The sequence below is a fragment of the Kocuria sp. ICS0012 genome (assembly GCF_001665945.1).
Lineage (GTDB): Bacteria > Actinomycetota > Actinomycetes > Actinomycetales > Micrococcaceae > Kocuria > Kocuria marina.
In genome coordinates this window covers 1-24477 of sequence record NZ_LZMM01000037.1, presented here as the reverse complement: position 1 = coordinate 24477, position 24477 = coordinate 1, and the positions used below count along the sequence as shown (strand labels likewise).

The 24477-nt window shown below is 69.8% G+C and carries 25 protein-coding genes; 20 read left to right on the top strand and 5 right to left on the bottom strand.

The window, feature by feature from the left end; all coding sequences use genetic code 11:
- Positions 1-70: 70 nt before the first annotated feature.
- From ftsY to A5728_RS05690, 20 genes are all read left to right on the top strand, one after another.
- Entirely contained in the window at positions 71-1174 is a 1104-nt protein-coding gene (gene ftsY / locus A5728_RS05785; protein ID WP_197493105.1) for a signal recognition particle-docking protein FtsY, read from the top strand.
- A 274-nt stretch (positions 1175-1448) separates the two neighbouring features.
- On the top strand, positions 1449-2768 hold the full coding sequence (locus A5728_RS05780) for an ammonium transporter (protein WP_231885533.1): 1320 nt from the start codon (positions 1449-1451) through the stop codon (positions 2766-2768).
- Positions 2765-3103 carry a P-II family nitrogen regulator gene (locus tag A5728_RS05775; RefSeq protein ID WP_064846134.1) on the top strand — a complete coding sequence of 113 codons (339 nt, stop codon included), beginning with the start codon at positions 2765-2767 and terminating at the stop codon, positions 3101-3103. Before A5728_RS05780 ends, A5728_RS05775 begins: the two co-directional genes overlap by 4 nt.
- 113 nt (positions 3104-3216) lie before the next feature.
- The gene (ffh, locus tag A5728_RS05770; RefSeq protein ID WP_064846133.1) at positions 3217-4788 is read left to right on the top strand and encodes a signal recognition particle protein; all 1572 of its coding nucleotides are present in this window, start codon (positions 3217-3219) and stop codon (positions 4786-4788) included.
- Between the two features lie 6 nt (positions 4789-4794).
- Positions 4795-5289: an NUDIX hydrolase gene (locus A5728_RS05765; RefSeq protein ID WP_064846132.1), complete on the top strand. Its 495-nt coding sequence runs from the start codon at positions 4795-4797 to the stop codon at positions 5287-5289.
- Positions 5286-6272 carry a hypothetical protein gene (locus A5728_RS05760; RefSeq protein ID WP_064846131.1) on the top strand — a complete coding sequence of 329 codons (987 nt, stop codon included), beginning with the start codon at positions 5286-5288 and terminating at the stop codon, positions 6270-6272. The genes A5728_RS05765 and A5728_RS05760 overlap by 4 nt, the downstream gene beginning before the upstream one ends.
- A 177-nt stretch (positions 6273-6449) precedes the next feature.
- The gene (gene rpsP / locus A5728_RS05755) at positions 6450-6878 is read left to right on the top strand and encodes a 30S ribosomal protein S16 (RefSeq protein WP_064846130.1); all 429 of its coding nucleotides are present in this window, start codon (positions 6450-6452) and stop codon (positions 6876-6878) included.
- Positions 6879-6880: 2 nt separating this feature from the next.
- Positions 6881-7123 carry an RNA-binding protein gene (locus A5728_RS05750; RefSeq protein WP_064846129.1) on the top strand — a complete coding sequence of 81 codons (243 nt, stop codon included), beginning with the start codon at positions 6881-6883 and terminating at the stop codon, positions 7121-7123.
- A 124-nt stretch (positions 7124-7247) separates the two neighbouring features.
- A complete protein-coding gene (gene rimM / locus A5728_RS05745; protein WP_064846128.1) occupies positions 7248-7823 on the top strand; it encodes a ribosome maturation factor RimM in 576 nt (191 codons plus the stop codon).
- A gap of 3 nt (positions 7824-7826) precedes the next feature.
- On the top strand, positions 7827-8777 hold the full coding sequence (gene trmD, locus A5728_RS05740; RefSeq protein ID WP_064846127.1) for a tRNA (guanosine(37)-N1)-methyltransferase TrmD: 951 nt from the start codon (positions 7827-7829) through the stop codon (positions 8775-8777).
- A gap of 177 nt (positions 8778-8954) precedes the next feature.
- A complete protein-coding gene (gene rplS / locus A5728_RS05735; RefSeq protein ID WP_064846126.1) occupies positions 8955-9317 on the top strand; it encodes a 50S ribosomal protein L19 in 363 nt (120 codons plus the stop codon).
- Positions 9318-9327: 10 nt separating this feature from the next.
- Positions 9328-10017, top strand: coding sequence for a signal peptidase I (lepB, locus tag A5728_RS05730; protein ID WP_082943269.1), 690 nt, complete (start codon positions 9328-9330; stop codon positions 10015-10017).
- A gap of 133 nt (positions 10018-10150) precedes the next feature.
- On the top strand, positions 10151-10966 hold the full coding sequence (gene lepB, locus A5728_RS05725) for a signal peptidase I (protein WP_064846125.1): 816 nt from the start codon (positions 10151-10153) through the stop codon (positions 10964-10966).
- Between the two features lie 20 nt (positions 10967-10986).
- A complete protein-coding gene (locus A5728_RS05720) occupies positions 10987-11664 on the top strand; it encodes a ribonuclease HII (protein WP_231885532.1) in 678 nt (225 codons plus the stop codon).
- Between the two features lie 140 nt (positions 11665-11804).
- A complete protein-coding gene (locus A5728_RS05715) occupies positions 11805-12284 on the top strand; it encodes a YraN family protein (protein ID WP_082943268.1) in 480 nt (159 codons plus the stop codon).
- A gap of 155 nt (positions 12285-12439) precedes the next feature.
- Complete coding sequence (locus A5728_RS05710; protein ID WP_064846123.1) at positions 12440-13780, top strand: hypothetical protein; 1341 nt, start codon at positions 12440-12442, stop codon at positions 13778-13780.
- 296 nt (positions 13781-14076) lie between these two features.
- Positions 14077-15648, top strand: coding sequence for a YifB family Mg chelatase-like AAA ATPase (locus tag A5728_RS05705; protein WP_064846122.1), 1572 nt, complete (start codon positions 14077-14079; stop codon positions 15646-15648).
- Positions 15649-15812: 164 nt separating this feature from the next.
- Positions 15813-17024, top strand: a complete 1212-nt coding sequence (dprA, locus tag A5728_RS05700) for a DNA-processing protein DprA (protein ID WP_064846121.1) — start codon at positions 15813-15815, stop codon at positions 17022-17024.
- On the top strand, positions 16984-18006 hold the full coding sequence (locus tag A5728_RS05695; RefSeq protein WP_082943266.1) for a tyrosine recombinase XerC: 1023 nt from the start codon (positions 16984-16986) through the stop codon (positions 18004-18006). The genes dprA and A5728_RS05695 overlap by 41 nt, the downstream gene beginning before the upstream one ends.
- Before the next feature lie 217 nt (positions 18007-18223).
- The gene (locus A5728_RS05690) at positions 18224-18727 is read left to right on the top strand and encodes a DUF3145 domain-containing protein (RefSeq protein WP_064846120.1); all 504 of its coding nucleotides are present in this window, start codon (positions 18224-18226) and stop codon (positions 18725-18727) included.
- 244 nt (positions 18728-18971) lie between these two features.
- Here the strand turns inward: A5728_RS05690 and A5728_RS05685 are convergent, their stop codons facing one another.
- From A5728_RS05685 to A5728_RS05665, 5 genes are all read right to left on the bottom strand, one after another.
- Complete coding sequence (locus A5728_RS05685; RefSeq protein WP_064846119.1) at positions 18972-20234, bottom strand: beta-ketoacyl synthase; 1263 nt, start codon at positions 20232-20234, stop codon at positions 18972-18974.
- A gap of 123 nt (positions 20235-20357) precedes the next feature.
- Positions 20358-20603, bottom strand: coding sequence for an acyl carrier protein (locus A5728_RS05680; RefSeq protein WP_035964527.1), 246 nt, complete (start codon positions 20601-20603; stop codon positions 20358-20360).
- Positions 20604-20751: 148 nt separating this feature from the next.
- Positions 20752-21819: a beta-ketoacyl-ACP synthase III gene (locus A5728_RS05675; RefSeq protein WP_064846118.1), complete on the bottom strand. Its 1068-nt coding sequence runs from the start codon at positions 21817-21819 to the stop codon at positions 20752-20754.
- A gap of 60 nt (positions 21820-21879) precedes the next feature.
- On the bottom strand, positions 21880-22791 hold the full coding sequence (locus A5728_RS05670; protein WP_064846117.1) for an ACP S-malonyltransferase: 912 nt from the start codon (positions 22789-22791) through the stop codon (positions 21880-21882).
- Positions 22792-22882: 91 nt separating this feature from the next.
- Positions 22883-24118 carry a CdaR family transcriptional regulator gene (locus tag A5728_RS05665; RefSeq protein WP_064846116.1) on the bottom strand — a complete coding sequence of 412 codons (1236 nt, stop codon included), beginning with the start codon at positions 24116-24118 and terminating at the stop codon, positions 22883-22885.
- Between the last annotated feature and the right edge of the window lie 359 nt (positions 24119-24477).

Sequence of the window (24477 nt, the reverse complement as noted above, 5' to 3'; positions counted from 1 at the left end):
GTCGCGGGGATCGGGGCGGGACACGCCCTGCAGTTTATGGGACATTAGGAGGGTGATCACGACTGACCTGATGTGGATACTCATTGTCACCGCGGTGGTGGTGCTGCTCGTGGTGTTCGGCATCCTGCTGCTGCGCCGACCCAAGGCACCGCGGGGAGGTTACACGGACACCCGGGACCTGGACGACGTCCCGGAGACCGAGGGCGACACCCTCGTCGAGGACAGACCGGTCAGCACCCTCGAACGCCCGGAGTCCGCCCGCGGGCGCCTGACCCGGTTGCGCGGACGGCTGGCCAAGTCCAACACCATGCTCGGCAAGGGTCTGCTGGTCTTGCTGTCCCGCGAACGCATCGATCAGGACACGTGGGACGAGATCGAGGACACGCTGCTCATGGCGGACCTCGGCACGGACGCGTCCCGCGAGCTCGTGGAGAACCTCAAGAAGCGCGTGCGGGTCGAGGGCACCAAGGACCCCGCGCACTTGAAGTCCCTGTTGCGTGAAGAAATGCTCGCGCTCGTGGACCCCACCCTGGACCGTTCCCTGCGCACCGAGTCCGCCCCGGGCAAGCCCGCGGTGGTCCTGGTGGTGGGTGTCAACGGCGTGGGCAAGACCACCACGGTCGGCAAGCTCGCGCGCGTGCTCGTGGCCGAGGACAAGGACGTCCTGCTCGGCGCGGCGGACACGTTCCGCGCGGCCGCGGCTGACCAGCTCGAGACCTGGGGAGCCCGCGTGGGCGTGCCCACGGTGCGCTCCGAACAGGAGGGCGCGGACCCCGCCTCGGTGGCGTTCGATGCCGTCAAGGCCGGCATCGACCAAGAGGCGGACGTGGTCCTCGTGGACACCGCTGGCCGGCTGCAGAACAAGGCCGGTCTGATGGACCAGCTCGGCAAGGTCAAGCGCGTGATCGAGAAGGCCGCCGAGGTGGACGAGGTGCTGCTCGTGATCGACGCGACCACCGGGCAGAACGGCATGACCCAGGCGAAGGTCTTCGCACAGGCCGTGGACATCACCGGCATCGTGCTCACCAAGCTGGACGGCACCGCCAAGGGAGGGATCGTGGTCGCCATCCAGCGCGGCCTGGGCGTGCCCGTCAAGCTGATCGGTCTCGGCGAGGGCCCGGACGACCTCGCACCCTTCAACGCCGAGCAGTTCGTGGACGCGATCATCGACTGAGCCTGCTCCCTCTCGCGACGTCGACGGCACCCGCCCCCTTCGTGGGAGTGGGCGCCATCGACGTCGGGGCACCGGCACGTGCACTGGCCCCTGGCACTGCACTGGAACCGGCATCGACACCGGCACCTGAGGAGTTAACACGATCGTCACACGCGGACGTGACGTGAAACACCGGCGTCACGAACCCGCGCCGTCGCGGTAACACCCGCCCCGTTGACTGTGTGCAAGAGGCGCAAAGGCTGTGCCGACACGAGACAGGGACGAGGTGATCCGGGTGGAGTTGACCGCCGGACACGTGTGGACCGTGGTGGCCGCGGGGTTGGTGTTCTTCATGACCCCCGGACTTGCACTGTTCTACGGAGGCATGACCCGCGCCAAGGGTGTGCTGAACATGATGATGATGAGCTTCGCCGCGCTCGGCGTGGTGGGCGTCGTGTGGGTGCTGTGGGGCGGTTCCATGCTCGCCGGGGACCCGGTGCTGGGCGGCCTCACCGCGGATCCGTTCGCGCACTTCGGTCTGCACGGCCTGATGGGCACTGAGGATCTGCTGTCCTCAGACTTCTCCGTGACGTTCGCGATCATCACCGTGGCCCTGATCTCCGGCGCGATCGCGGACCGCACCCGGTTCGGCACGTGGGTGGTCTTCACGCTCGTGTGGGTCACCCTGGTCTACTTCCCCCTCGCGTACATGGTGTGGGGTGACGGGCTGTTCTCCGAGGACGGCGCCCTGGGCCGGATCTTCGGCGAGCCGATCGACTTCGCCGGCGGGCTCGCCGTGCACATCAACGCGGGTATCGCGGCGCTGGTGCTCATCCTGCTCATCGGCGCCCGCCGCGGCTTCGGCCGCGACTCGGGCCAGCGCCCGCACAACCTGCCGCTCGTGATGCTCGGCTCGGCCATCCTGTGGTTCGGCTGGTTCGGCTTCAACGCCGGCGCCGCAACCACCGTGGAGCAGGCCGCCCTGATCTGGACCAACACGCTCGTGGCCCCGGCTGCGGCCATGCTGGCCTGGCTGCTCACCGAGCGCATCCGGGACGGGCACGCGACGTCGCTGGGTGCGGCGTCGGGCGTCGTCGCCGGGCTCGTGGCCATCACCCCGGCGTGCGCCAACGTGACCCCGCTCGGCGCGATCCTGCTCTCCGCCGTGGCCGGTGCGTGCTCCGCGATCGCCGTGGGCCTGAAGTACCGGATCCACCTGGACGACTCGCTGGACGTGTGCGGCGTGCACCTGGTCTCCGGCATCGTCGGCACCGTGGCACTGGGCTTCCTGGCGATCCCCTCCGAGGGCCGGGCCGGGCTGTTCTACGGTGGTGGCTGGGGCCTGCTGGGCACCCAGCTCGCCGCGACCCTCTTCGTGACGCTCTACACCAGCGTCCTCACGCTGGTCATCGGGCTTGTCCTGAAGGCCACGATGGGGCTGCGGATCACCCGCCGGGACGAGGTCATCGGCGTGGACCTCACCCAGCACGCGGAGTCTGCGTACTCGCTGAAGGACGAGGCCACCGGCTACTTCGCCGGGCAAGCCCCCGCGCGGCCCCTGCCCGGGACCGCCGAAGCCCCCGTGCCCGCCGCCAGCAAAGGAGACAACCAGTGAAGCTGATCACCGCAGTGGTGCGACCCGAGAAGTTCAGTGACGTCAAAGACGCCCTGGAGAGATACGGCGTGCAGGGCATGACCGTGCTGACCGTCCACGGCTACGGCCGCCAGCGCGGGCACCGTGAGGTCTACCGCGGTGCCGAGTACACGGTGGACCTCCTCGAGAAGGTGCGCATCGAGACGGTCGTGGAGGACGGCGAGGTCCAGGACCTCGTGGACGTCATCGTGACCTCCGCACGCACGGGCGAACCCGGGGACGGCAAGGTGTGGGTCACTCCCGTGGAGAACACCGTGCGCGTGAGCACCGGCGAACTGGGTGACGTCGCGCTCTGAGGTCGCGCGCGACGTCGTCGGCACAGGCCCCGTCCGGGCGACCGGGCGGGGCTTCGCTTGCTAACCTGGGACACTGAATTCATCCGTTGTCAGACGAAAGCAGCGACCACCCCGTGTTCAATTCACTGTCCGACCGGCTCACAGCGACCTTCAAGAACCTGCGCGGCAAGGGCCGGCTCTCGGAGGCCGATGTCGATGCCACCGTCCGGGAGATCCGCCGGGCCCTGCTGGAGGCGGACGTGGCCGTGCCCGTGGTCCGGGAGTTCACGGCGATCGTGAAGGAGCGCGCGCTCGGCGCGGAGGTCTCCGAGGCGCTGAACCCCGGCCAGCAGGTCGTGAAGATCGTCAACGAGGAGCTGCAGAACGTCCTCGGCGGCGAGACCCGGCGGATCAACCTCGCCAAGACCGGGCCCACGGTGATCATGCTCGCGGGCCTGCAGGGTGCGGGCAAAACCACCCTGGCCGGCAAGCTTGGCAAGTGGCTCACGGACCAGGGCCACAAGCCCGTGCTCGTGGCCTCCGACCTCCAGCGCCCCAATGCCGTCACCCAGCTGCAGGTCGTGGGTCAGCGCGCCGGGGTACCGGTCTTCGCCCCGGAGCCCGGCGCCACCTCGGAGTTCGACGACCCCACGGGGGATCCCGTGAAGGTGGCCCGCGACGGCGTCGACTTCGCCCGCTCCAAGCTCTACGACGTCGTGATCGTCGACACCGCCGGACGCCTGGGCATCGACCAGGCGCTGATGAACCAGGCGCGCGACATCCGCGACGCCGTGGACCCGGACGAGGTCCTGTTCGTCATCGACGCAATGATCGGTCAGGACGCCGTGAACACCGCCAAGGCGTTCGATGAGGGCGTGGATTTCACCGGCGTGGTGCTCTCCAAGCTTGACGGCGACGCCCGCGGCGGCGCGGCCCTGTCCGTCCGCGCGGTGACCGGCAAGCCCATCATGTTCGCGTCCACGGGCGAGGGCGTGCGGGACTTCGAGCAGTTCCACCCGGACCGGATGGCCTCGCGCATCCTGGACATGGGTGACGTCCTCACGCTCATCGAGCAGGCCGAGCGACAGTGGGACAAGACCGAGGCCGAGCGGATGGCCAAGAAGTTCACCGATCAGGAGGACTTCACCTTCGAGGACTTCCTCGCGCAGATGCAGCAGCTGCGCAAGATGGGGTCCATGAAGAAGATGCTCGCCATGATGCCCGGCGCCGCCGGGATGCGCGAGCAGCTCGAGAACTTCGACGAGCGGGAGATCGACCGCGTGGAGGCCATCGTGCGCTCCATGACCCCGCACGAGCGCGTGGCCCCCAAGATCATCAACGGCTCGCGCCGCGCGCGCATCGCGAAGGGGTCCGGCGTCTCGGTCTCCGAGGTCAACCAGCTGATGGAGCGCTTCGCCCAGGCGCAGAAGATGATGAAGCGCCTGGCCCAAGGCAAGGGCGTTCCCGGGATGCCCGGCGGCATCCCCGGGATGGGCGGCGCCGGCGGGGGTGCTGCCAAGAAGGGCAAGTCCAAGAAGAAGAGCTCGCGCTCCGGCAACCCCGCCAAGCGCGCGCAGGAGAACGCGGCACTCGCCTCCGGTCAGAAGCCGGCGGCGCCGGGCAGCGCGTTCGGTGCCCAGGGCAAGGACCTGGACGCCGAGTCGCTGAACCTGCCCAAGGGCTTCGAGAAATTCCTCGGAAAGTAGGCGGACATGGGTTCATACCTCCCCGACGACGAACTGCGCAGCTTCATCGCGTCGCTGCCCACCCGGCGGCTCGCGTCCGCCGCGATCATCCGGGACGAGAGCGGTCGCGTGCTCACGGTCGAACCCAATTACAAGGACGACTGGACCCTGCCCGGCGGGACCGTGGAGGCGGGGGAGGATCCCCGCACCGGGTGCTTCCGCGAAGTGGTGGAGGAGGTCGGCCTGCACCTCGAGGGCGGGCGGCTGCTCGCGGTGAGCCACGGCGTGGGCATGGGCATGTGGGGGGACTCCGTGTCCTTCCTCTACGACGGCGGGCAAATCCCCTCCGACACCCCCATCACGGTGCAGGAGGAGGAACTGCTCTCGTACCGGTGGGTGGCCCCCGAGGAGCTTGAGACCGTGCTGAGCTCCGGCCTGGCGCAGCACATCCGCGCGGCTCTGGAGGCCTTGCGCTCCGGGACCGTGGTCGAACGCGTCATGGACGGCGGCCGGCGCGCATGAGTGCCGCGCCGCGCACCGCGCTGATCGTGCACGCGGACGCCCCGCAGTTGCCGTTCATCGCCACCGCTCTGGGGACCAGGTTCACGGCGCTCGCGCGCAACGGCTGGTCAGTCGTGCTGGTCCCGGACGAGTTGGACCCCGGGGCCCTCGCTGCGGCCGCGGACCCTGACGCGGTAGCCGTCCTGATCTCCTCGGACGGGGAGAGCCGCAGCTTGCGGATCTACCCACCCGTGAACTCGTTGAACGCTCGTGAGTCGTGGAGTGCCCAGTTCGCGCGGATCGCGGACGATTCCACGCTGCGCTGGGAACCCGCGGAGTCCGCGACCGACCTCGCCCTCGAAGCGCTCCGGGGGCAGGCGAGCCCGGTGCCCACGGCCCAGCCCGCGCGTGACGCGCAGGACACGAACGGCGCTTTGGATTTCAGCGGCGCCCCCGATACCGCCAGCGCCGCGGGCGCGGACGACGCCGCGTCGTCGCCCGCCGCGGGCACCGCCGAGGCCCGCATGCTGACCACGGTGGAGTTCATCGCGTCCCTGACCGAGCTGGACGCCGCCGCCACGGCCCGGCTCGAGAACTACGCGCGCACGCCCAGCTCGGGGCTGCTACTGGAATCCGTCCTGCAGCTGCTCGGCCTACCCACCGTGGCCGCGAAGCTCGTGGAGTCCCAGCGCGAGCTGCACGAGGTCGACGGTGTCTCGGACTTCGAGCCCCGGCCCCTGGGTCTGTCCATGCTGGCCGCCGCGAGCGTGGAGCCCAGCGGCGGGGACGTGCTGTCCCGGATCCAGCGGGCCTACGTGCGCAGGCCGGGACTGCTGCTCGCGATCGGGGGAGCGGAGATCGCCCTCGGCGCAGGGCTCGCGGGTCTCGCAGCCCGCGGGGGACCCCGTGCCGCCGTGCTCGGTTCGGCGTCGGCGGCGCTGTTCACGGACGCCGCCCTCCAAGCCGCCCTGTGGGCCTCGGTGCGCGCACGCAAGAACCGCTGACGCGTTCGCCCCGACCGCCCTCGGTTTGACACGTATGGCACAATGGTCGGGTACTCGACCCGTGCGGACCCTCTCACCGCGCGTGCTGTCGCGTCCACAGGAAATCCACTCACGGCCCGCCCCACGGGCAGGTGTGTGCGATGTCCGATTCCATTCGAAACAGGAGTAACCACACAAGTGGCAGTCAAGATTCGTCTCAAGCGTATGGGTAAGATGCGTGACCCTCGTTACCGCGTGGTCGTCGTGGATTCCCGCAAGAAGCGCGACGGTCGCGTGATCGAAGAGGTCGGTGTGTACCAGCCCACCGAGCACCCCTCGTACATCAACCTGGTGTCGGATCGCGTGCAGTACTGGCTCGGTGTGGGTGCGCAGCCCTCCGAGGCCGTGCTGTCCCTCATGAAGATCACCGGTGACTGGCAGAAGTTCAAGGGTGAGCCGGGCGCCGAGGGCACCCTCAAGCAGCCCGAGGCCAAGGCCGAGTTCGTGGCCCCGGACAACGGTTCCGTGATCATCCCCGAGGCCATCACCGCCAAGGCCGACAAGGCCGAGGAAGCTCCCGCCGAGGAGACCGCGGCCACGGAGGACGACGCCGAGAAGGCAGAGTGAGCATGCTCGCCGAAGCGCTCGAGCACCTGGTCCGTGGCATCGTGGACAGCCCCGGCGACGTGTCGGTGCGCTCCCGCGACGGCCGGCGCGGTCAGACGCTCGAGGTGCGAGTGCACCCGGACGATCTGGGTCGCGTGATCGGGCGATCGGGACGCACGGCCAAGGCCCTGCGCACCGTGGTCTCGGCACTGGCTTCCGGCGAGAACGTTCGCGTGGACGTGGTCGACACCGACCGGCGTCGCTGACGCGAACACACGAGACACACGTATCACGGCCCCCGTTCCTCGCACCGAGGAGCGGGGGCCGTGGTCGTTGCCCGCGCGGTAGCGTGCGGGCCCCACACAGCACGAGTCGCCACGAGGAGATGCCATGAGCGTTCGGGTAGCCCGGATCGGTAAACCGCACGGGGTGCGGGGAGAAGTCACGGTGGAGTTGTTCACGGACGACCCGCGGGCGCGGTTCGCCCCGGGCTCCGTGCTCGAGGTGCAGCCCGCCCGTGAGCGGGGCAGGGGCGAGGGCAATGCACCGGCCGGGGCCGGCTCCCCGCAGCTCGAGCACGTGACCGTGAGCGGTTCCCGGTGGAACAAGAACGTGCTGGTGGCGCGTTTCGAGGAGATCGAGGACCGCACCGCGGCGGAGGCCGCGCGGGGTCTCGAACTGTTCGCGGAGGCCGCGGACCTCGAGCTCGACGACGACGAGTGGCACCAGGACGACCTGCTGGGTCTCACGGCGGTGGACATCACACGGGAGGACGCCCGGATCGGGACGGTCAAGGCGCTGATCCAGGGTGCCGCCCAGGACCTGTTGGAGATCACCCCGGACGGCGGCGGGCGGCCCGTGCTCATCCCGTTCGTGGAAGAAATCGTCCCCGAGGTGGACCTGGACGCGGGCGTCGTGCTGGTGAGCCCACCCCCGGGCCTGCTCGAGCTCGCGGAAGCGGAGTGAACCGTGCGCATCGACGTGCTGAGCATCTTTCCTGAGTACCTGCAGCCCCTCAACCTGTCACTGATCGGTAAGGCCGTCACGGACGGGGTCCTCCACCTCGCGGTCACTGATCCCCGCGACTTCACCACCGACCGGCACCGCACCGTGGACGACACCCCCTACGGCGGGGGCGCGGGCATGGTTATGAAGCCCGAGCCATGGACGCTCGCCCTCGAGTCGGTGGTGCGCGCAGGGGGCGACGCCGCGGCGTCGTCGTCCGCTCGGACCGCACCGGAGGCCCCGAAGACCGCGGTACCGGCTGTCGTGACGGACCCTGCGCAGACCACAGAGCCGGGTGCCGCAACGTCGTCCTTGACCGTCGGGAAACACTCCGCGGCACCCGTGCTCGTGGTCCCGTCCCCGGCGGGGGAGGTGTTCACGCAGCGGATCGCGTACGAACTGGCAGCGGAGGAGCACCTGATCTTCGCGTGCGGGCGCTACGAGGGGATCGACGAGCGCTTCATCGACAACGCTCGGACCGAGGTGCGGGTGCGCCCCCTGAGCCTGGGCGACTACGTGCTCAACGGGGGGGAGGTCGCCGTGCTCGCCATGGTCGAGGCCGTGACGCGGTTGATCCCCGGCGTGATCGGCAATCCGGAATCACTGGCCGAGGAGTCCCATACGGGCGGGCTGCTCGAGTACCCCGTGTACACGAAACCCGCGGTGTGGCGGGAGCGGGCCGTGCCCGAGATCCTGCTGTCCGGTCACCACGGGCGGATCGAACGGTGGCGGCGGGACCAGCAACTCTCGCGCACCGCGCAGCGCCGCCCGGACATGATCCTGGCCCTGGACCCCGCACAGCTGGACAGGGCGGACCTCGCGGTGCTCGCCGAGACCGGCTTCCACGTGACGGGTGGATCGTGGCGCCGTGACGGCGGGCACGCGGCCGCGGAAGGCACGCCGGATATGGCATAATAGAGCGCTGTGTGTGCGTCGGGCACGCCCCTGCCGCAGGGGGGAGAGCGACCAACGACGCACCACCCGGCACGGCCATCCCAAGTTCCGTCCCGGATCCTGGAGCGATGCCACCCCGCGCGGGGTGACACGCGGACCACACGTGGGAGACCTGCGGCGATCACGAGGAGTTATGTCATGAACATTCTTGACCAGCTTGATGCCAAGTCGCTGCGCAACGACGTCCCGGACTTCCGTGCCGGTGACACCCTCAACGTGCACGTGAACATCGTGGAAGGCAACCGCTCCCGTGTTCAGGTGTTCAAGGGCTTCGTCGTGGGCCGTCAGGGCTCCGGCGTGCGCGAGACCTTCACCGTGCGCAAGGTCAGCTTCGGTGTGGGCGTGGAGCGTACCTTCCCGGTGCACTCCCCGATCATCGAGAAGATCGAGCTCGTGAGCCGCGGCGACGTGCGCCGTGCCAAGTTGTACTACATGCGCGATCGTCACGGTAAGGCTGCTCGCATCCGCGAGAAGCGCGACTCGAGCGCATCGAGCAAGTAAGACTCACCGGGTGCCACAGCACACGGAACACGCGGAGGGCCCGGCATCTGCCGGGTCCTCCGCCGTGAAACGGCCCGTTTCCACGCGCCGGTGGTGGTTGTGGGTCGTGGCCATCGCCCTGCTCACGGCCTTCGTCCTGGCCTCGGTCGTGCGCGGTTTCGTGGCGGACGTCTACTGGGTCGGTTCCGATTCCATGGAGCCCACGCTCCAGGGCGGGGACCGGGTGCTGGTGGACAAACTCGTCTCGGGGAACGACGTCGCTCGGGGCGAGCTGGTGGTCTTCGACGGCCGCGGTTCCCTGGACCCGCTGCACTCGACGGACCCGTGGCACCAGCAGGTCGCCCACACCCTGGGCCGCTGGCTGGGCGTCACCGGTTCAGACACCGCGTACGTCAAGCGGGTCATCGGGGTCGCAGGGGACACAGTGTCCTGCTGCACCGCGGGCGGACTGGTCACCGTCAACGGCCGGCCACAACACGAGGACTACGTCTTCCCCGGGGACGAGCCGTCCCGGATCCCGTTCACGGTGCACGTGCCCGAAGGACGAGTGTGGCTCATGGGTGACCACCGCAGCGTGTCCGTGGACTCCCGATCGCTGCTGGGCTCGCCGGGCGGCGGCCTGATCCGCACCGAACGCATCGTGGGCACCGCCGAGCGTGTCGTGTGGCCCCCGGAGCGTGCCCGTACACTGCGGGAGTGACGGTCTCGGTGCTCCGCCCCGCCCCGCCCACCCCCCGCGCGGGCGGCACCCCGGGCGCGAGCGACGTCGCCGAGCAAGCTTCCGCGCGCGAACACGCAACCGTGTCCGTGGGACCCGAGAAGAGGAATGCGTAGTGGCTGAGCAGCATGGATCAGGTGTCGAGGGCGTTCGCGGACCGGGTGAGCCCGCACCGCAGCGCGACCCCGGCGGCGCGGCGGCACCCCGGGACGCGCGGGCGAGCGAATCCGGCGCACGGCGCCGCGGCCGCCGGGGCGCCAAGGAGCCCACGACCGGGTGGGGCGCGGTCAAGGAGATCCTGATCGTGGTGGCCCTTGCGCTCCTCATCGCGTTCCTGGTCAAGACCTTCCTGATCCGCGGCTTCTTCATCCCCTCCGGGTCCATGGAACAGACCCTGGAACTCAACGACCGGATCTTCGTCAACGTGCTGGACGGCCGCACGGGCAACATCGACCGCGGCGACATCGTGGTCTTCGAGGACACCCAGGGTTGGCTGCCCGAGGCGCCCCGGACCGCGGCCAACCCCGCGCGCGGCGCGCTCGAGTTCGTGGGCCTGATCCCCGACAGCAGCCAGCAGGCCCTGGTCAAGCGCGTGATCGGCGTGGGCGGGGATCACGTGACGTGCTGCGACGCGTCCGGGCGGGTCACGGTCAACGGCGAGGTGCTCGATGAGCCCTACTTGTACCCCGGGGCAGCGCCGTCCGACATCTCGTTCGACGTCACCGTGCCCGACGGCAAGCTGTTCGTGCTGGGTGACCACCGCAACGCCTCCGCCGATTCCCGCTACCACATCGCCACCGGCACCGGGTTCGTGAGCGAGGACGACGTCGTGGGCACCGCGTTCGTGATCGCGTGGCCGCTCGATCGCTTCCAGTTCCTGCACAACCCCGCCGAGGTGTTCCAGGACGTCCCCGCGGCCGGCGGGCAGTGAGCCCCGCGACGCCGCGCACCGTGCCCACGCTCGAACTGGAAACGGAACTCGCGCGCGCCGGGCACCGCTTCGTGGCCGGAATGGACGAGGTGGGCCGGGGAGCCCTCGCGGGCCCCGCGAGCGTGGGCCTCGCGGTCCTGGACCTCGAACGGATGATCGGGGGAGCGCCGTCGGACCCGCCGCCGTGGCACGGCGTGCGTGACTCCAAGGCCCTGAGTCCAGCGCGGCGTGCGGCCCTCGCGCGCACGATCGCGGCGTGGGCCGTGGGCACCGCGGTGGGGCACGCGCAACCGCGGGAGATCGACCAGTTCGGTGTCACCGCCGCGCTGCGCTTGGCCGGGCTCCGGGCACTGGCCACCGTGGCCGCACACGGCACGCGCGTCGATGCCTTGATCCTGGACGGTTCCCACAACTGGCTGGACGCACCCCCGGTGCTGGGGCAGGACGCCGACGACGCCGCGTTGCCGCCGGTCGTGCGCACATTCGTCCGGGCCGATGCGCACTGTGTCAGCGTGGCGGCCGCGTCGATCCTGGCGAAAGTGGAGCGCGACGAACTCATGGTCTCGCTCGGCCGCGAGTTCCCCGTGTACGCGTGGGAGTCCAACAAGGGCTACGGCAGTGCTGTGCATCGCGCGGCGCTGCTCGAACACGGCACCACGCCGCAGCACCGGCTCAGTTGGAACCTGGGCGCGCGGTAGTCCGCTGGTCACCCGCATTCCTTCGCAGGTGAGATGGGGGCCTGGTACTCGAGGGCCCATAGCGCGTCCTGGGCGGATCCGCCCTGCACAGGCGCGCCCCGGCCATGGCCAGGAGTGTCGTCGCGCATCACAGTGGGTCCATGACGACTTCCACATCTGCCCATGTGCCACGCAATTCCGGTCGCCCGGGCACCGCTCCGCCCGACACCGCCCCGCCCGACACTGCCCCGCCCGACGCCCCGGTCGCGGCCCATGTGAGCCTGGGGAGGGCGGGGGAGGAACTGATCGCGGACCTGTTGCAGCGTTCGGGCTGGCGGATCCTGGACCGGAACTGGCGCCCCGCCGTTGGGCCCGGGGCGCCCCGCGGTGAGCTGGACGTCGTCGCCGAGCGACAGGGAACCGTGACCGTGTTCGAGGTCAAGACGCGCTCGGGCGGGGACTTCGGACATCCCGCGGAGGCCGTGGGGTGGGAGAAGCTGCGGCGACTGCACGTCCTCGCGCGCGCCTGGGCCAGGGAACACAGGGCTGTCGAGATCCCCGGCGTGGACGTCGTGGCGGTCCACTGGCCCCGCGGCGGTACCCCGCGCGTGGAACACATAGGCTCCCTCGGCTGGTTGTGAGGCATCCGCGCGATCCGTGCCACGGGGCCCGTTCGCCGCCGACCTCCACCGGGGAGTCACACTCCGGGTCGTCACCGAGAGCATTATGAATTTCCCCCTCCCCGTGCCACGGTATTTTGTGGGATGAGTACAAAGGCTCGGCGATCGGGGGACGCATGAAGAGTCCGGCGTGGCTTCCTCACGTGTTGTCGGCCACGGCATTGGCCGCGGCCGCCTCGCTGATGCTCGTCTCGTGCGCGGACGAGGAGCCGCCCGCCGGATCCGACGCCTCCGCGTGTGCCACCTCAGCCGCGGGTGACCGGGGTCTGCATGCCGGGATCTTCCGGGCGAACCTCCCCAACGGGGCGTCCGTGCGCATCACGCTCCCCGCGCGGGAGATCCCCGATCCTGAACTCGACGAACTGCGCAAGGATGCCCGCGTCAAACGCGCGACGTACGCCACCGTGGAGATCGACAACGAACGGGGAGATTCCCCCGTGTCGGTGAGTCGCATGATCCTCAAGGCCCCCGACGGCGGGTCCTACCAACTGGAGAACGTCTCACGGGCCCTGGACCGGTGGCGGCCCCGGACGTCCGGGGACCAGTACCGCGCCCATGACGGGTCGCCACTGACCGAGCACGAGGCCCGGCACCTCAAGAATCGCATCGAGGATGCGGACCGGACCGCCGCGGGGGACATCGCCGTGGGCGAGCGCGGTACGAACATCCTCGTGGGGGACATCTCCCGTGTTCCGGAGAGCTTCGAGAGCCTCGAGCTGATCCCCTCCATCGGTAACCGGGAAGTCACCCCCGTGCGTGCCCAGCCCGAGGACACCGATGACACCCCGAGCGGCAACGGGCCCGCGGGCGGCGGACAATCGGGCAGCGGGAATGGATCGGACGGCGCAAGGGAGAGTGCGAGCCCCGATGCCCCCGCGGAATCGGCTGCTCCCGGTGTCCCCGCTCCGGACGTCCCCGAACCCTCGGCACCGCCCACCGCGGACACCCCTGAGGTGCCCGGGGATCCGGGTGCGCCCGCGGTTCCGGACCCCGGAGCGCCCGTTCTCCCGGATCCGGGAGGGATCCCGCCGGTGAATCCCGATCCGGGCGGTCCCATGCCTCCCAGCCCGGCGCCCACGATCCCGATCCCGCCGGTACCCGCGCCCGACACCTCCGTCTCGCCCCACCCGGCGGTGACCGATCCCATCGTCTCGGTGCCCACGGTGCCCACGGTGCCCACGGTGCCAGCACCGGTGATCCCGGACCCCGTGGACCCGGATCCGGGGATTCCGGGCCCGGGATCCCTGGAGCCCGCAGCCCCGGCGGAGTCGCAGGACCTACAGCTCGGTCCCATGAACCTGGAACTGCGGGCCGGAGCCCCGGTCACGGAGCTTCCCGACAGCGCCGTCTCCGTGGTACCGGTGTCGGTTCCCACCGACGTGCTGCCCGTCGAGGACACGGACCCGGCAATTGCCGTCCCCGTGCCCCTGGAGGACCCCGCGCCCGCTGCTCTCTAGTGGGCCGTTCGTTGGGATTCGCCCCGGTACACGGTTCTGTTCAGGGGCGCCTCGCGACGTAGTCTGCTGCGCCCGGCCGGGTCACGGGTCCGCCGTGTCGGCGCTGTTAGGGGCCTCCGCGGGTGATCGTGTTCCACCGGGTCTCTCGAGTCGTGCCTCGCCCGTCTGGCCAGTTCATTTCCGCATTAGGGCCGCGGCATCTGGGCTGCACACTGCTGGGCTGTGCTAGGGCCCGGCGGCCCGGGCGGGAACGCTGGACCCATGATTCGAGATTCGGTGACGTGCAGCGCCAACCCATGGTCCGGACGTGGCTCGTGAACGGGTTCGCGCGCAGCCGCAGTGTGGCGCTGGTCGGGTTGGCGGGGCACGTGGTGGAGGTTGAGGCGGACATCGGCCAGTCACTGCCGGCGTTCACGATCATCGGCCTGCCCGATCAAGCGGTGAACGAGTCCAAGGAGCGGATCCGTTCGGCCGCGCGCCATGCCGGGGCCGCCCTCGCACCGCGCAAGATCACGGTGAACCTCTCCCCGGCCACGCTCCCCAAGCGGGGGTCGCACTTCGACGTCGCGGTCGTGATGGCGGTGCTCAGCGCCCAGGGAGTGGTGCGGGTGCCGCCGGACACGGTGTTCTACGCCGAGCTCGGTCTGGACGGTTCCCTGCGTCCGGTGCGCGGTGTCCTGCCCGCCGTGTTGGCAGCGGTGCGGGCGGGGTATCCCCGAGTGGTCGTCGCCGAAGCCAATCGGGCGGAGGCCGAGCTGGTGGCCGGCGCGGACGTGAGTTCCGCCGCCCACCTGTCGCAGCTGCTCGTCGCCCACGGAGCGGATCCTACGTTGCTGGCCCGTGCGACGTCGTCACGGGCCGAGAGCGCGCCGGACGGCGGGAACCCGCAGGAGCCGGACGGAACGGCCGTGCCAGACCTGCGGGACGTGGTGGGGCAGGTCGAAGGGCGTCAAGCGCTCGAGATCGCCGCCGCCGGTGGACATCATCTCCTAATGGTGGGTCCACCGGGAGCGGGCAAGACGATGCTCGCGGAACGGTTGCCGGGGATCCTGCCGGACCTCGCGGACGATGACTCCCTGGAGGTCACGTCCGTGCATTCGCTGCGAGGCGACGACGTGTGTTCGTCTCTCATACGGCGGCCCCCGTTCCAGGCCCCACACCACAGCATCACCATGCCCGCGCTGTGTGGCGGAGGCAGCGGGATGCCACGGCCCGGGGCCATTTCCCTGGCGCACCGGGGCGTATTGTTCCTGGACGAGGCCCCTGAGTTCGACCGCCGGGTGCTGGACGCCCTGCGGCAACCGCTCGAATCGGGAACGGTCACGATCGCCCGGGCACAATCCGTGGCCCACTATCCCGCGCATTTCCAATTGGTCCTGGCGGCGAATCCGTGTGCGTGTGGCAACGCGGGCGGCACGGACCAGGCATGCACATGCACGGCGGTGCAGCGCCGCAGGTATTTCGGCAAACTGTCCGGGCCCCTGCTCGACCGTGTGGATCTGCAATTGCGGGTCCCCGCCGTGACCTACCACGAGCTCAGCGGGGGCCACGGCCGGACCCCCGAGGACAGCGCAGCCGTCGCGGAGCGGGTTGCGACCGCCCGGGCCGCCCAGGAGGAGCGGCTGCGCCGCTGGGGGTGCCGACTGAACAGCGCGGTTCCCGGTTCACTGTTGCATCGTACCCTGTCACCGGGCACTCGATCCGTGCTACCGCTCAAGGCCGCCATGGACAACAAGACCCTGACGGCCCGTGGATTCGTGAAGGTGTTGCGTGTTGCCTGGACCCTGGCGGATCTGGCCGGGGCCACGGTTCCCAGCCCCGAGCACGTGCAGCTGGCCCTCTACTTCAAGACGACGGTGACGACATGACGGAACACCACCCCGCCGGGTCTGAAAGCTACGGCAGCTCGACAGAGCACCACCCCGCCGGGCCGGACCGCCGCGGCAATATGACGGATCTAGGGGCAACCGCGGGGGACACTGCCGCGGTCGGCACCCCTGGCGATCCATACCACGCCGTCCGGGCGTGCCGCGTGCGCTTATCGCGCATCATCGAACCCGGCGACACCGCGGGCTTGATCCTGCTGGCAGCCCTAGGCCCTGAACTGTTGTGGCGCAGCATCGTGGAATTGCAGGCCCCCAGTCCCGCTCTGTGTTCCGTTTATCGCAAGGCCACCGAGGAGCTGGCCCCGGACTCGTCGGTCCCGAATCTCCTCAAACGGTTCGCGGCCTGGCGCTCGCGGCTGCCCGTCCCGGAGCCCCGCGTGGATGCCCGGCACGCCGAACAGATCGGTGCGTGGACACTCATCCCGGAGGATCCGGGGTGGCCCGCGCAGCTCGACGACCTGGGCCTGCAGCGCCCGCTGGTCCTGTGGGGCCGGGGTCATCGCGAGGCGCTGTCCCGGCTGGATCGCAGTGTGGCCGTTGTGGGCGCACGCAACGCGAGCGGTTACGGGGCCGCGGTGACCCGACAGATGGCCCATGAACTGGCCGCTGCCCACTGGTGTGTGGTCTCGGGCGGCGCGTACGGGATCGACGCCGTGGCGCACACGGCCGCCCTTGAAGCAGGCACCGAGGATGGGGCCACGATCGCCGTTCTGGCGTGCGGTGTGGATCGGTTCTACCCGGCGGGCAACGCGGACCTGCTGCATCACATCACGCAGCGGTCAGTGGTGCTGAGTGAGGTTCCCCTGGGCTGTGCTCCCGCGCGCTACCGGTTCCTGCAGCGCAACCGCATCATCGCGGCCCTCACGCGAGCCACGGTGGTCACGGAGGCGGCGTGGCGTTCCGGATCGCTCAACACCGCACGCCACGCAGCGGGGCTCTCGCGGGAGGTCGCCGCGGTCCCGGGGGACGTTCTCGTGGGAGGATCGGCGGGCTGCCATCGCCTCATCCGCGACGATCACGCGGTGCTCGTGAGCAATGCCGCCGAGCTCCTGGAACTCGTGGAGCCCCTGGGCAATGCGGTGGCCCAGGATGCACACCGGGCGGCGAGTACCCGTGACGAGCGCCCCGAGGACGGCCTGGATCCCACGTTGTTGCGCTTGTTCGACGCGCTGCCCCTGCGCACCGACGCGGACCCGTCCCACCTGTGCGCGGTGTCCGGGTTGAGCCCGGGGGAGGTGCTCACGGGTCTCGTAAGGCTCCGTGACGCCGGACTGGCCGCGGACTCGCTGCTCGGATGGCGGCGGGTAGGCTCGCCGCATGGGCGCAGTAAAAGACCGGACGGTCGAACGGGAACCTGAGCACGCGGCGTCGTCGGGCGCGCAGGGGACACCGGCAGCAGGGGCGAAGGATACCCCGCCCGGGCCGCTCGAGGCCTACCTCCCGCAGTTCCGGGCGTACCTGAGCCTCGAGCGGTCCCGCAGCCACCACACCGTGCGCTCCTACGTCAACGACGTCTCGGACCTCTCGCACTGGATGCGGGACCACGGGATCGACGCCATGGACCTGCTGGACCGGGACACCCTGCGCGGCTGGCTCGCCCAGCGCCACCACCGAGGACTCGCCCGTAGTTCCCTGTCCCGGGGGATCGCGGCCGTGCACACGTTCTTCCGCTGGGCCGTGGACACCCAGGGGCTGCGTCACGACCCGGCCGCGGGGTTGCGCGGGCCGCGCCCCGCCAAGCACCTCCCGGACGTCGTGGGCGCCACGGCACTCAACGACATGCTCGACGACCTCGGGGACGTCGCCCTCGGCGGGCACGACGACGCTCACGCGGCAGCGCTCGCGGCGCGCGACTGGGCACTGCTCGAACTGCTCTACGCCACGGGCGCTCGGATCAGCGAGCTCGTGTCCCTCGACGGGTCCCACGTGGACGCCGTGAACCACGTCCTCACGGTCACGGGCAAGGGCAACAAACAACGCCGGGTCCCGTACGGGGAGAGCGCGGGGGAGGCGCTGGCCCTGTGGGGACATCGGCGCGCGGAGCTCGCGGCACCCGAAGCGGGTGACGCCGTCTTCGTCGGGGCCCGCGGTGCCCGGATCGACGCCCGGGTGGCCCGCAGGGTCGTGGCCCGTGCGTTGGAGACCATTCCGGACACCACCGCCCGTGGGCCGCACAGCCTGCGGCACAGCGCTGCGACCCACTTGCTGGACGGGGGAGCGGACCTGCGCACCGTGCAGGAAGTGCTGGGGCACGCGAGCGTGGCCACCACCCAGATCTACACCCATGTGTCCGTGGAGCGGCTCAAACGTGCCTACTCCCAAGCGCATCCGCGAGCTTGACATTTCAGCGCGAGCAGTGATTCGGGTTGACCGGTGAGTAGCCCTGCTGGACAATGAAACGGAATGAGCCACCCCCGCGGCCTCGAATCCGCGAGGGTGTGTACATCAGGTCGCCGAACACCGACCGGACAACTTCATACGGGCGCCGAAACACATAGACCGGGGCCTCCGAGCAGGACGTTGGGGAAGACGTACCTACACAACGGAGGAACAGGCTATGTCTTCACCCACTACGCGGGGTGTGCTGTACGTGCACTCCGCGCCGCAGGCGCTGTGTCCCCACATCCAGTGGGCTCTGGAATCCGTCTCGCGACAGCGCACGGATCTACAGTGGACACCGCAGAACGCCGAGCCCGGTTGCGTGCGCACCGAACTCGAGTGGTCCGGCCGCGCAGGCACGGGGGCGCTGCTCGCCTCCGCGCTCCGGACCCTGGGGCGGGTGAGGTTCGAGGTGACCGAGAACGCGAGCCGCGGTAACGACGGCTCCCGGTGGTCCTTCACGCCGGATCTGGGGATCTTCCACGCGACCACGGACGTCGCCGGGAACATCTGCGTGAGCGAGGACCGGATCCGGTTCGCGTTCGAGGCCTCCCGTGGGGACCCCTCCGCCGTGGTCGCGGAGCTCTCGCTGGCACTGGGGGAGGCCTGGGACGAGGAGCTGGAACCGTTCCGTCACGCCGCCGAGGGCGCACCCGTGCGGTGGCTGCATCGCGTCGGATGACCCCCGCCAGATAGCCGCCCGTCGGTAGACCCGCCGGATGACGCGGCTCGCCCCGGAAAGGCGTTACCGATGCGGCGTGACGTGGTGGGTGACCTACCCGGGGACCCCCGATGGGTGCCACCCGTACCTACAAGTTTCCGACCTCAGAACTCTCGCTCCGAATCCGTTGCGGAGCACGAACGAACCCCGGTGTCCCACCTCCACAGGGTGGGCCACCGGGGTTCGTCGCTGGGGTGGGCGCCCGCTACAGGGAGCGGAACGCCGCCACCGAGTTGTGCCCGCCGAAACCGAAGGAGTTGGAGATCGCGACCATGTCCCCACCGGGGAGATTCCGGGCGGTGGTCACCACGTCCAGATCGATCCGGGGGTCCTGGTTCTCCAGGTTGATGGTGCACGGGGCCTTGCGCTCGGATAGGGCCAGGACGGTGAGCACACCCTCCACGGCTCCGGAACCACCGAGCAGGTGACCCATCATGGACTTGGTCGCGGACACGGCCATGTCGTCCACGGCGGACCCGAATGCGCAGCGCAGTGCGCCAGCCTCGGGGATGTCGCCCACGGGGGTAGAGGTCGCGTGCGCGTTGACGTGCTTGATGTCCGAGGGGGCGATGTCCCCGGACTCCATGGCCTCACGCAGCGCGCGGGCGGGTCCGCCCTCATCCCCGGTGGCGGGAGCGGTGATGTGGTGGGCGTCGGCACTGAGACCCGCACCCGCCAGTTCGGCGTAGATCCGCGCGCCGCGGGCCTTCGCGTGCTCCTCGGACTCGAGCACCACGGCACCGGCACCCTCACCCATGACGAACCCGTCGCGGTCCACGTCGAACGGGCGGGAGGCGCGCTGCGGATCGTCGTTGCGCCGGGACAGGGCCTGCATGGAGTTGAACGCGGCAATGGTCATGGGGTGGATCGCACTCTCGGCGCCGCCCACGATCACCACGTCCGCCTTGCCCGAGCGGATCAGATTCAGACCCTGGAAGAACGCCTCGGTGCCGGATGCACACGCGGAGACCGGGGTGATCGCGCACGCGCGGGCCTTGAACTCCATGCTCACCGAGGACGCATTGCCGTTGGGCATGAGCATGGGCACGGTCATGGGCTTGACGCGGCGGGGCCCCTTGGCGAGCAGGGTGTCCCACGCATCCAGGAGGGTCCACACACCGCCGATACCGGTACCGAACGCCACGCCCACGCGGGTGGGGTCCAACTCGTCACTCGAGTCGGCGTCGGCGCCGGAGAAACCGGCGTCCGTCCACGCCTCACGAGCCGCTGCCACGGACAGCTGACCGGAGGGGTCCAGACGCTTGGCCTGCACCCGGGACACGGCATCCTCAGACGGCTTGGGGGAGGTGGCGCCGATGCGCACAGGGAGGTCGTACTTCTCCACCCACTCCTGTTCCAGAGCGTGGACACCGGAGACACCCTTGAGGGCGTTCTGCCAGGTCTCCTGGACGTTCTCACCGATGGGAGTGATGGCACCCAGGCCGGTGACGACTACTTTGCGGGACATGTTGTGCACTTCCTCGTGTCCGGGGTCGCAGATGTTCCAGGGCTTGCTCGGTCGGCCGCCTGGTGTGACGTGAGGTGACGTGCCCCGCTCGCGCTGGAGGGCACGTCACCTGACACCCGGGGATCAGTCCTGGGCGTTGTCGATGAAGTTGACGGCGTCCTCGACGGTCTTCAGGTTCTTGACCTCTTCGTCCGGGATAGTGACGTCGAACTTCTCCTCGGCGTTGACCACGATGGTCATCATGGAGATGGAGTCGATGTCCAGATCCTCGGTGAAGGACTTGTCGAGCTGCACGGCGTCGGTCTCGAGGCCGGTCTCTTCGTTCACGATTTCTGCCAGGCCGGCCAGGATTTCGTCTTTGCTCGCCATATCGGCTTCCTTTCCTTATAGTCGCGGTGCGCGACCTTACTGGGTGAGCACGGGGTTCGGGAGAACTACCGTGCGGACCGCCCGAGTGCTCGAACGGTCCGTGGACAAGAGGTGTGCGGTCTAACCCTACGGCACGCCACGGGTGGGATCAGGGCAGCAGCACCACTTGGGCGCCGTACACGAGACCCGCCCCGAAACCGATCTGCAGGGAGGGCTTCCCGGACAGTTCCGGGTGCTCCGCGAGCAAGCGGTGGGTGGCCAGCGGGATGGACGCCGCGGAGGTGTTACCGGCCTCCGCGATGTCCCGGGCGATGATCACGGAGTCGGGCAGCTTGAGCACCTTGGCCATCTGATCGATGATGCGCATGTTCGCCTGATGGGGCACGAATGCCGCGAGGTCCTCGGGCTCGAGCCCGGAGGCCTCGAGGGCTTCCTTGGCCACGCGGGCTCCCTCCCACGAGGCCCACCGGAAGACCGTGGGTCCGTCCTGGCGCAGGGTGGGCCACATGGTGGCGTCCGGGCGCATCTCACCGGTCTCCGGGTCCGCGAGGTCCTTGGCGAAGGTCCGCTCGCCACCCTTCTCGACCGTGCGGATGTCGGTGAGCGGGTGGGTCATACGGATCGCGTCCCACTTGGATCCGTCCGAACCCCACACGGACGGGCCGATCCCCGGGACGTCGGACGGGCCGATGACCACGGCGCCGGCGCCGTCGCCGAGCAGGAAGGAGATGGAACGCTCGGTGTTGTCGATGACGTCGGAGAGCTTTTCCACGCCGATCACCAGCACGTTGGTGGAATCCCCGGAGCGCACGAGCGCGTCCGCCTGGGCGATGCCGTAGCAGTAGCCCGCGCACGCCGCGGAGATGTCGTAGGCCGCCGCAGGTGTGGCCCCCAGGCGGTCCGCGAGCTGGGCGGCGAGGGAAGGTGTGAGGTACGGGAAGGACACGGTGGACACGATGATGGTGTCCAGCTGCTCACCCGTGAGACCGGCGCTCTCGAGTGCCTCGCGGGCCGAGTGCTCGGCCATCTCCAGGACGGTGACGTCCGCCGGGGCACGGTGGCGGGTGTGGATGCCCGTGCGCTTGACGATCCACTCGTCGGAGGATTCGATCCACTGACAGACGTCGTCATTGGTCACGATCTCGGACGGGCGGTAGGCGCCGATACCCAGGATGCGTGTGTGGGCGTTGGGGGTGTTCTGTTTGATGGTCGCCACGGGAGGCCGACTCCTTACCTGGTGCAGTTCACGAGTTGTCCGGGTGCGTGCGCACACTTATCAGCTCAGAATACTCCGCACCGTCTCCAGGTCCTCCGGTGTGTTGACCGCGGTTGCGGGCACGCCCTTGAGCCCGCGCTTGGCCAGACCCACGAGGGCCCCGGCCGGCGGCAGTTCCACGATGTGCTCGACCTGCAGCTCGGCCAGGGTCTCCATGCACGCGTCCCACCGCACCGGGCGGCAGACCTGCTCCACGAGCGAGTCCACGGCCGCTGCACCGCCGTCGACCCGGGCACCATCGAAATTGCTCAGCAGGGGGTGCTTCGGATCATTCGGGGACAGCTGCGGCACGAGCTCACGCAGCGGCTCCAGCGCGGGCGCCATGTGCTCGGTATGGAACGCGCCGGCGACCTTGAGCTTGATGACCTTTGCCCGCGCCGGAGGGTTCTCCGCGAGGGCGTCGAGCTGCTCGATCGTCCCGGCGGCCACCACCTGGCCACCGCCGTTCGCGTTCGCGGCGGTGGCGCCGACGGCGGCGATGGCCTGAGCGACGTCGTCTGGCTTACCGCCCAGCACCGCGGCCATCCCCGTGGGGGAGACGGCGGCTGCGCGGGCCATTTCCGTGGCGCGCACGCGCACGAACCGCATGGCGTCCGCCTCGCTCAGCACGCCGGACAGCGCGGCGGCGGTGATCTCACCGACGGAGTGCCCCGCGAAGACGACGTCGGAGCGGTCCTCCAAGCTCGGCGCGAGCAGCCGCCCGGCCACGAGACCCGCGGCCACGATGAGGGGCTGGGCCACCGCGGTGTCCTTGATTGTCTCCTCGTCCGCCTGGGTGCCGTAGTGCGTGAGATCCAGCCCGGCGGCGTCGGACAGCTCGCTCAGGTGGTCGGACACTCCGGGAACGGACAACCACTCAGAAAGGAAACCTGGCTTCTGGGACCCCTGACCGGGGCAGACAACTGCAATCACCCGTTCATTCCACCAAGAGTGGACCGCGCCACGGACTGGTCGGTGTCACCAACCTGGGGGACGAGCTTTGTGGGAGGTCTACAAGACCATGTCATGGCTGACTGTTCAGCCGGCCCGCGAGCACGGCGCAGTGCAGCACGAACGCGTCCCGCGGCAGCAGGGGGTCCCACCCGGTGATGTCGCTGACGCGGCGCAACCGGTAGCGCACGGTGTTGGCGTGGACGAACAGCTCGCGCGCGGTGGCCTCGAGCGAGTGCCCCACGCACAGGTAGGTGGTGAGGGTGTCCACGAGTCCGGTGGAGGACGCCGAGAGCGGTTCCCACACGGCCTCCACCATGGAGCGCAGCGCGAGCGGGTCCCCGCTGATGGCGCGTTCGGGCCACAGGTCCTCGGAGTAGACGGGATGCGGTGCCTGGGGCCAGGCCGCGGCGGCGCGCAATCCTGCCTGGGCGCGATCCGCCGATTCCTTGACCTCGAACACGGAGGACACCGCGGGCCCGTGGACCACAGGCCCCTCACCGAACACCGCCGCGAGCTTGGTCAGGGAACGCATGCGGTCTCGGAGCCCGCCGAGCACGAGTACGAGCCGGTCGGTCTGGATGGCCACGAGGCATTCCGTGGCATGGCGGCCGGCCGCGCGCCGGATGCGTTCCACACCGGCGGGTCCGGTGGTGGCGGGCGCGGGGCCCACCATGACCGTGACGTCCCCCTGGTCGGTCCAGCCGAGCGCGGAGACCCTGGAGCGCATGGAGTCGGAGTGGTCGCCGCGCAGGATCCCGTCCACCACGAGCGATTCCAGCCTCGCATCCCACGAGCCTCGGTTCTCGGCGGCCTTGGCATAGACGTCCGCGGCGGCGAAGGCGACCTCGCGCGAGAAGCGCAGCACGGCCTCGCGCAGCGCCACCTCGTCGTTGTGCTGGGCGAGCTCGGGGACCTTCTCCTCGACCACGTCCACGACGATGCGCAGCACCTGCAGTGCGTTCTGCAGCGTGATGGAGCGGGTCAGTTCCGTGGGGGCCTGCTTGAAGATCTCCGTCAGCACCCACACGGGTTCCTGCGGGTTCTCGTACCACCGCACGAAGGACGCGATACCGCGCTGGGCGAGCAGCCCGAGTTCCGAGCGTTCGTCCGCGCGCAGCTGGGAGAACCACGGCAGGGACGTGCTTAACCGCTGCACTGCCACGGTCGAGACCTGCCCTAGATTGGCCGTGAGGTTGTCCAGCGTCTTGGGGTGCGGTGTGCCCTGTTGCCGACTGCGGAGCGGCCAGGTCACCCGGCGCGTGGAGCGTGCTTTGCGGGCGGCGGAGCCGGAGGTGTCGGAGGGCATGAGTCGAGGGTAGTCCATGCCGTTCGCCCGTCCGGGGGGATGTCCCCGGACGACGACGCCGCACGCCGGGGCGGGTGCCCCGCGTCGAGTTGCAGGCGGGGTGCGCGCGTCCGCGAATACGGGTCAGGGCGAGCCCGCCGCGGGTTCGGTCTTCGAGGTTTAACGCGTTTGCATGGTACGACGGCGCCCCCGCACTGTCCCGTCCGTGTGTGGGTGGGTGGTGTGGGGGGCGTCGTGGTGGTGGGTTGGTGGGTTAGGCGTCGACTCCGGAGTTACCGCTGGTGCCGGCGGCGGGGTAGGTGAGGTCGTAGCGGGTGATGGCTTCTGCGGGGGCGGACCAGTCGATCTCTCCGCGTTTG

Coding starts and splice junctions, on each gene's coding strand:
- ftsY (WP_197493105.1), top strand. CDS start 71: ATGTGGATACTCATTGTCACCGCGGTGGTGGTGCTGCTCGTGGTGTTC.
- A5728_RS05765 (WP_064846132.1), top strand. CDS start 4,795: ATGGGTTCATACCTCCCCGACGACGAACTGCGCAGCTTCATCGCGTCG.
- A5728_RS05760 (WP_064846131.1), top strand. CDS start 5,286: ATGAGTGCCGCGCCGCGCACCGCGCTGATCGTGCACGCGGACGCCCCG.
- A5728_RS05750 (WP_064846129.1), top strand. CDS start 6,881: ATGCTCGCCGAAGCGCTCGAGCACCTGGTCCGTGGCATCGTGGACAGC.
- rimM (WP_064846128.1), top strand. CDS start 7,248: ATGAGCGTTCGGGTAGCCCGGATCGGTAAACCGCACGGGGTGCGGGGA.
- rplS (WP_064846126.1), top strand. CDS start 8,955: ATGAACATTCTTGACCAGCTTGATGCCAAGTCGCTGCGCAACGACGTC.
- A5728_RS05715 (WP_082943268.1), top strand. CDS start 11,805: ATGACGACTTCCACATCTGCCCATGTGCCACGCAATTCCGGTCGCCCG.
- A5728_RS05710 (WP_064846123.1), top strand. CDS start 12,440: ATGAAGAGTCCGGCGTGGCTTCCTCACGTGTTGTCGGCCACGGCATTG.
- A5728_RS05705 (WP_064846122.1), top strand. CDS start 14,077: ATGGTCCGGACGTGGCTCGTGAACGGGTTCGCGCGCAGCCGCAGTGTG.
- A5728_RS05695 (WP_082943266.1), top strand. CDS start 16,984: ATGGGCGCAGTAAAAGACCGGACGGTCGAACGGGAACCTGAGCACGCG.
- A5728_RS05690 (WP_064846120.1), top strand. CDS start 18,224: ATGTCTTCACCCACTACGCGGGGTGTGCTGTACGTGCACTCCGCGCCG.
- A5728_RS05685 (WP_064846119.1), bottom strand. CDS start 20,234: ATGTCCCGCAAAGTAGTCGTCACCGGCCTGGGTGCCATCACTCCCATC.
- A5728_RS05680 (WP_035964527.1), bottom strand. CDS start 20,603: ATGGCGAGCAAAGACGAAATCCTGGCCGGCCTGGCAGAAATCGTGAAC.
- A5728_RS05665 (WP_064846116.1), bottom strand. CDS start 24,118: ATGCCCTCCGACACCTCCGGCTCCGCCGCCCGCAAAGCACGCTCCACG.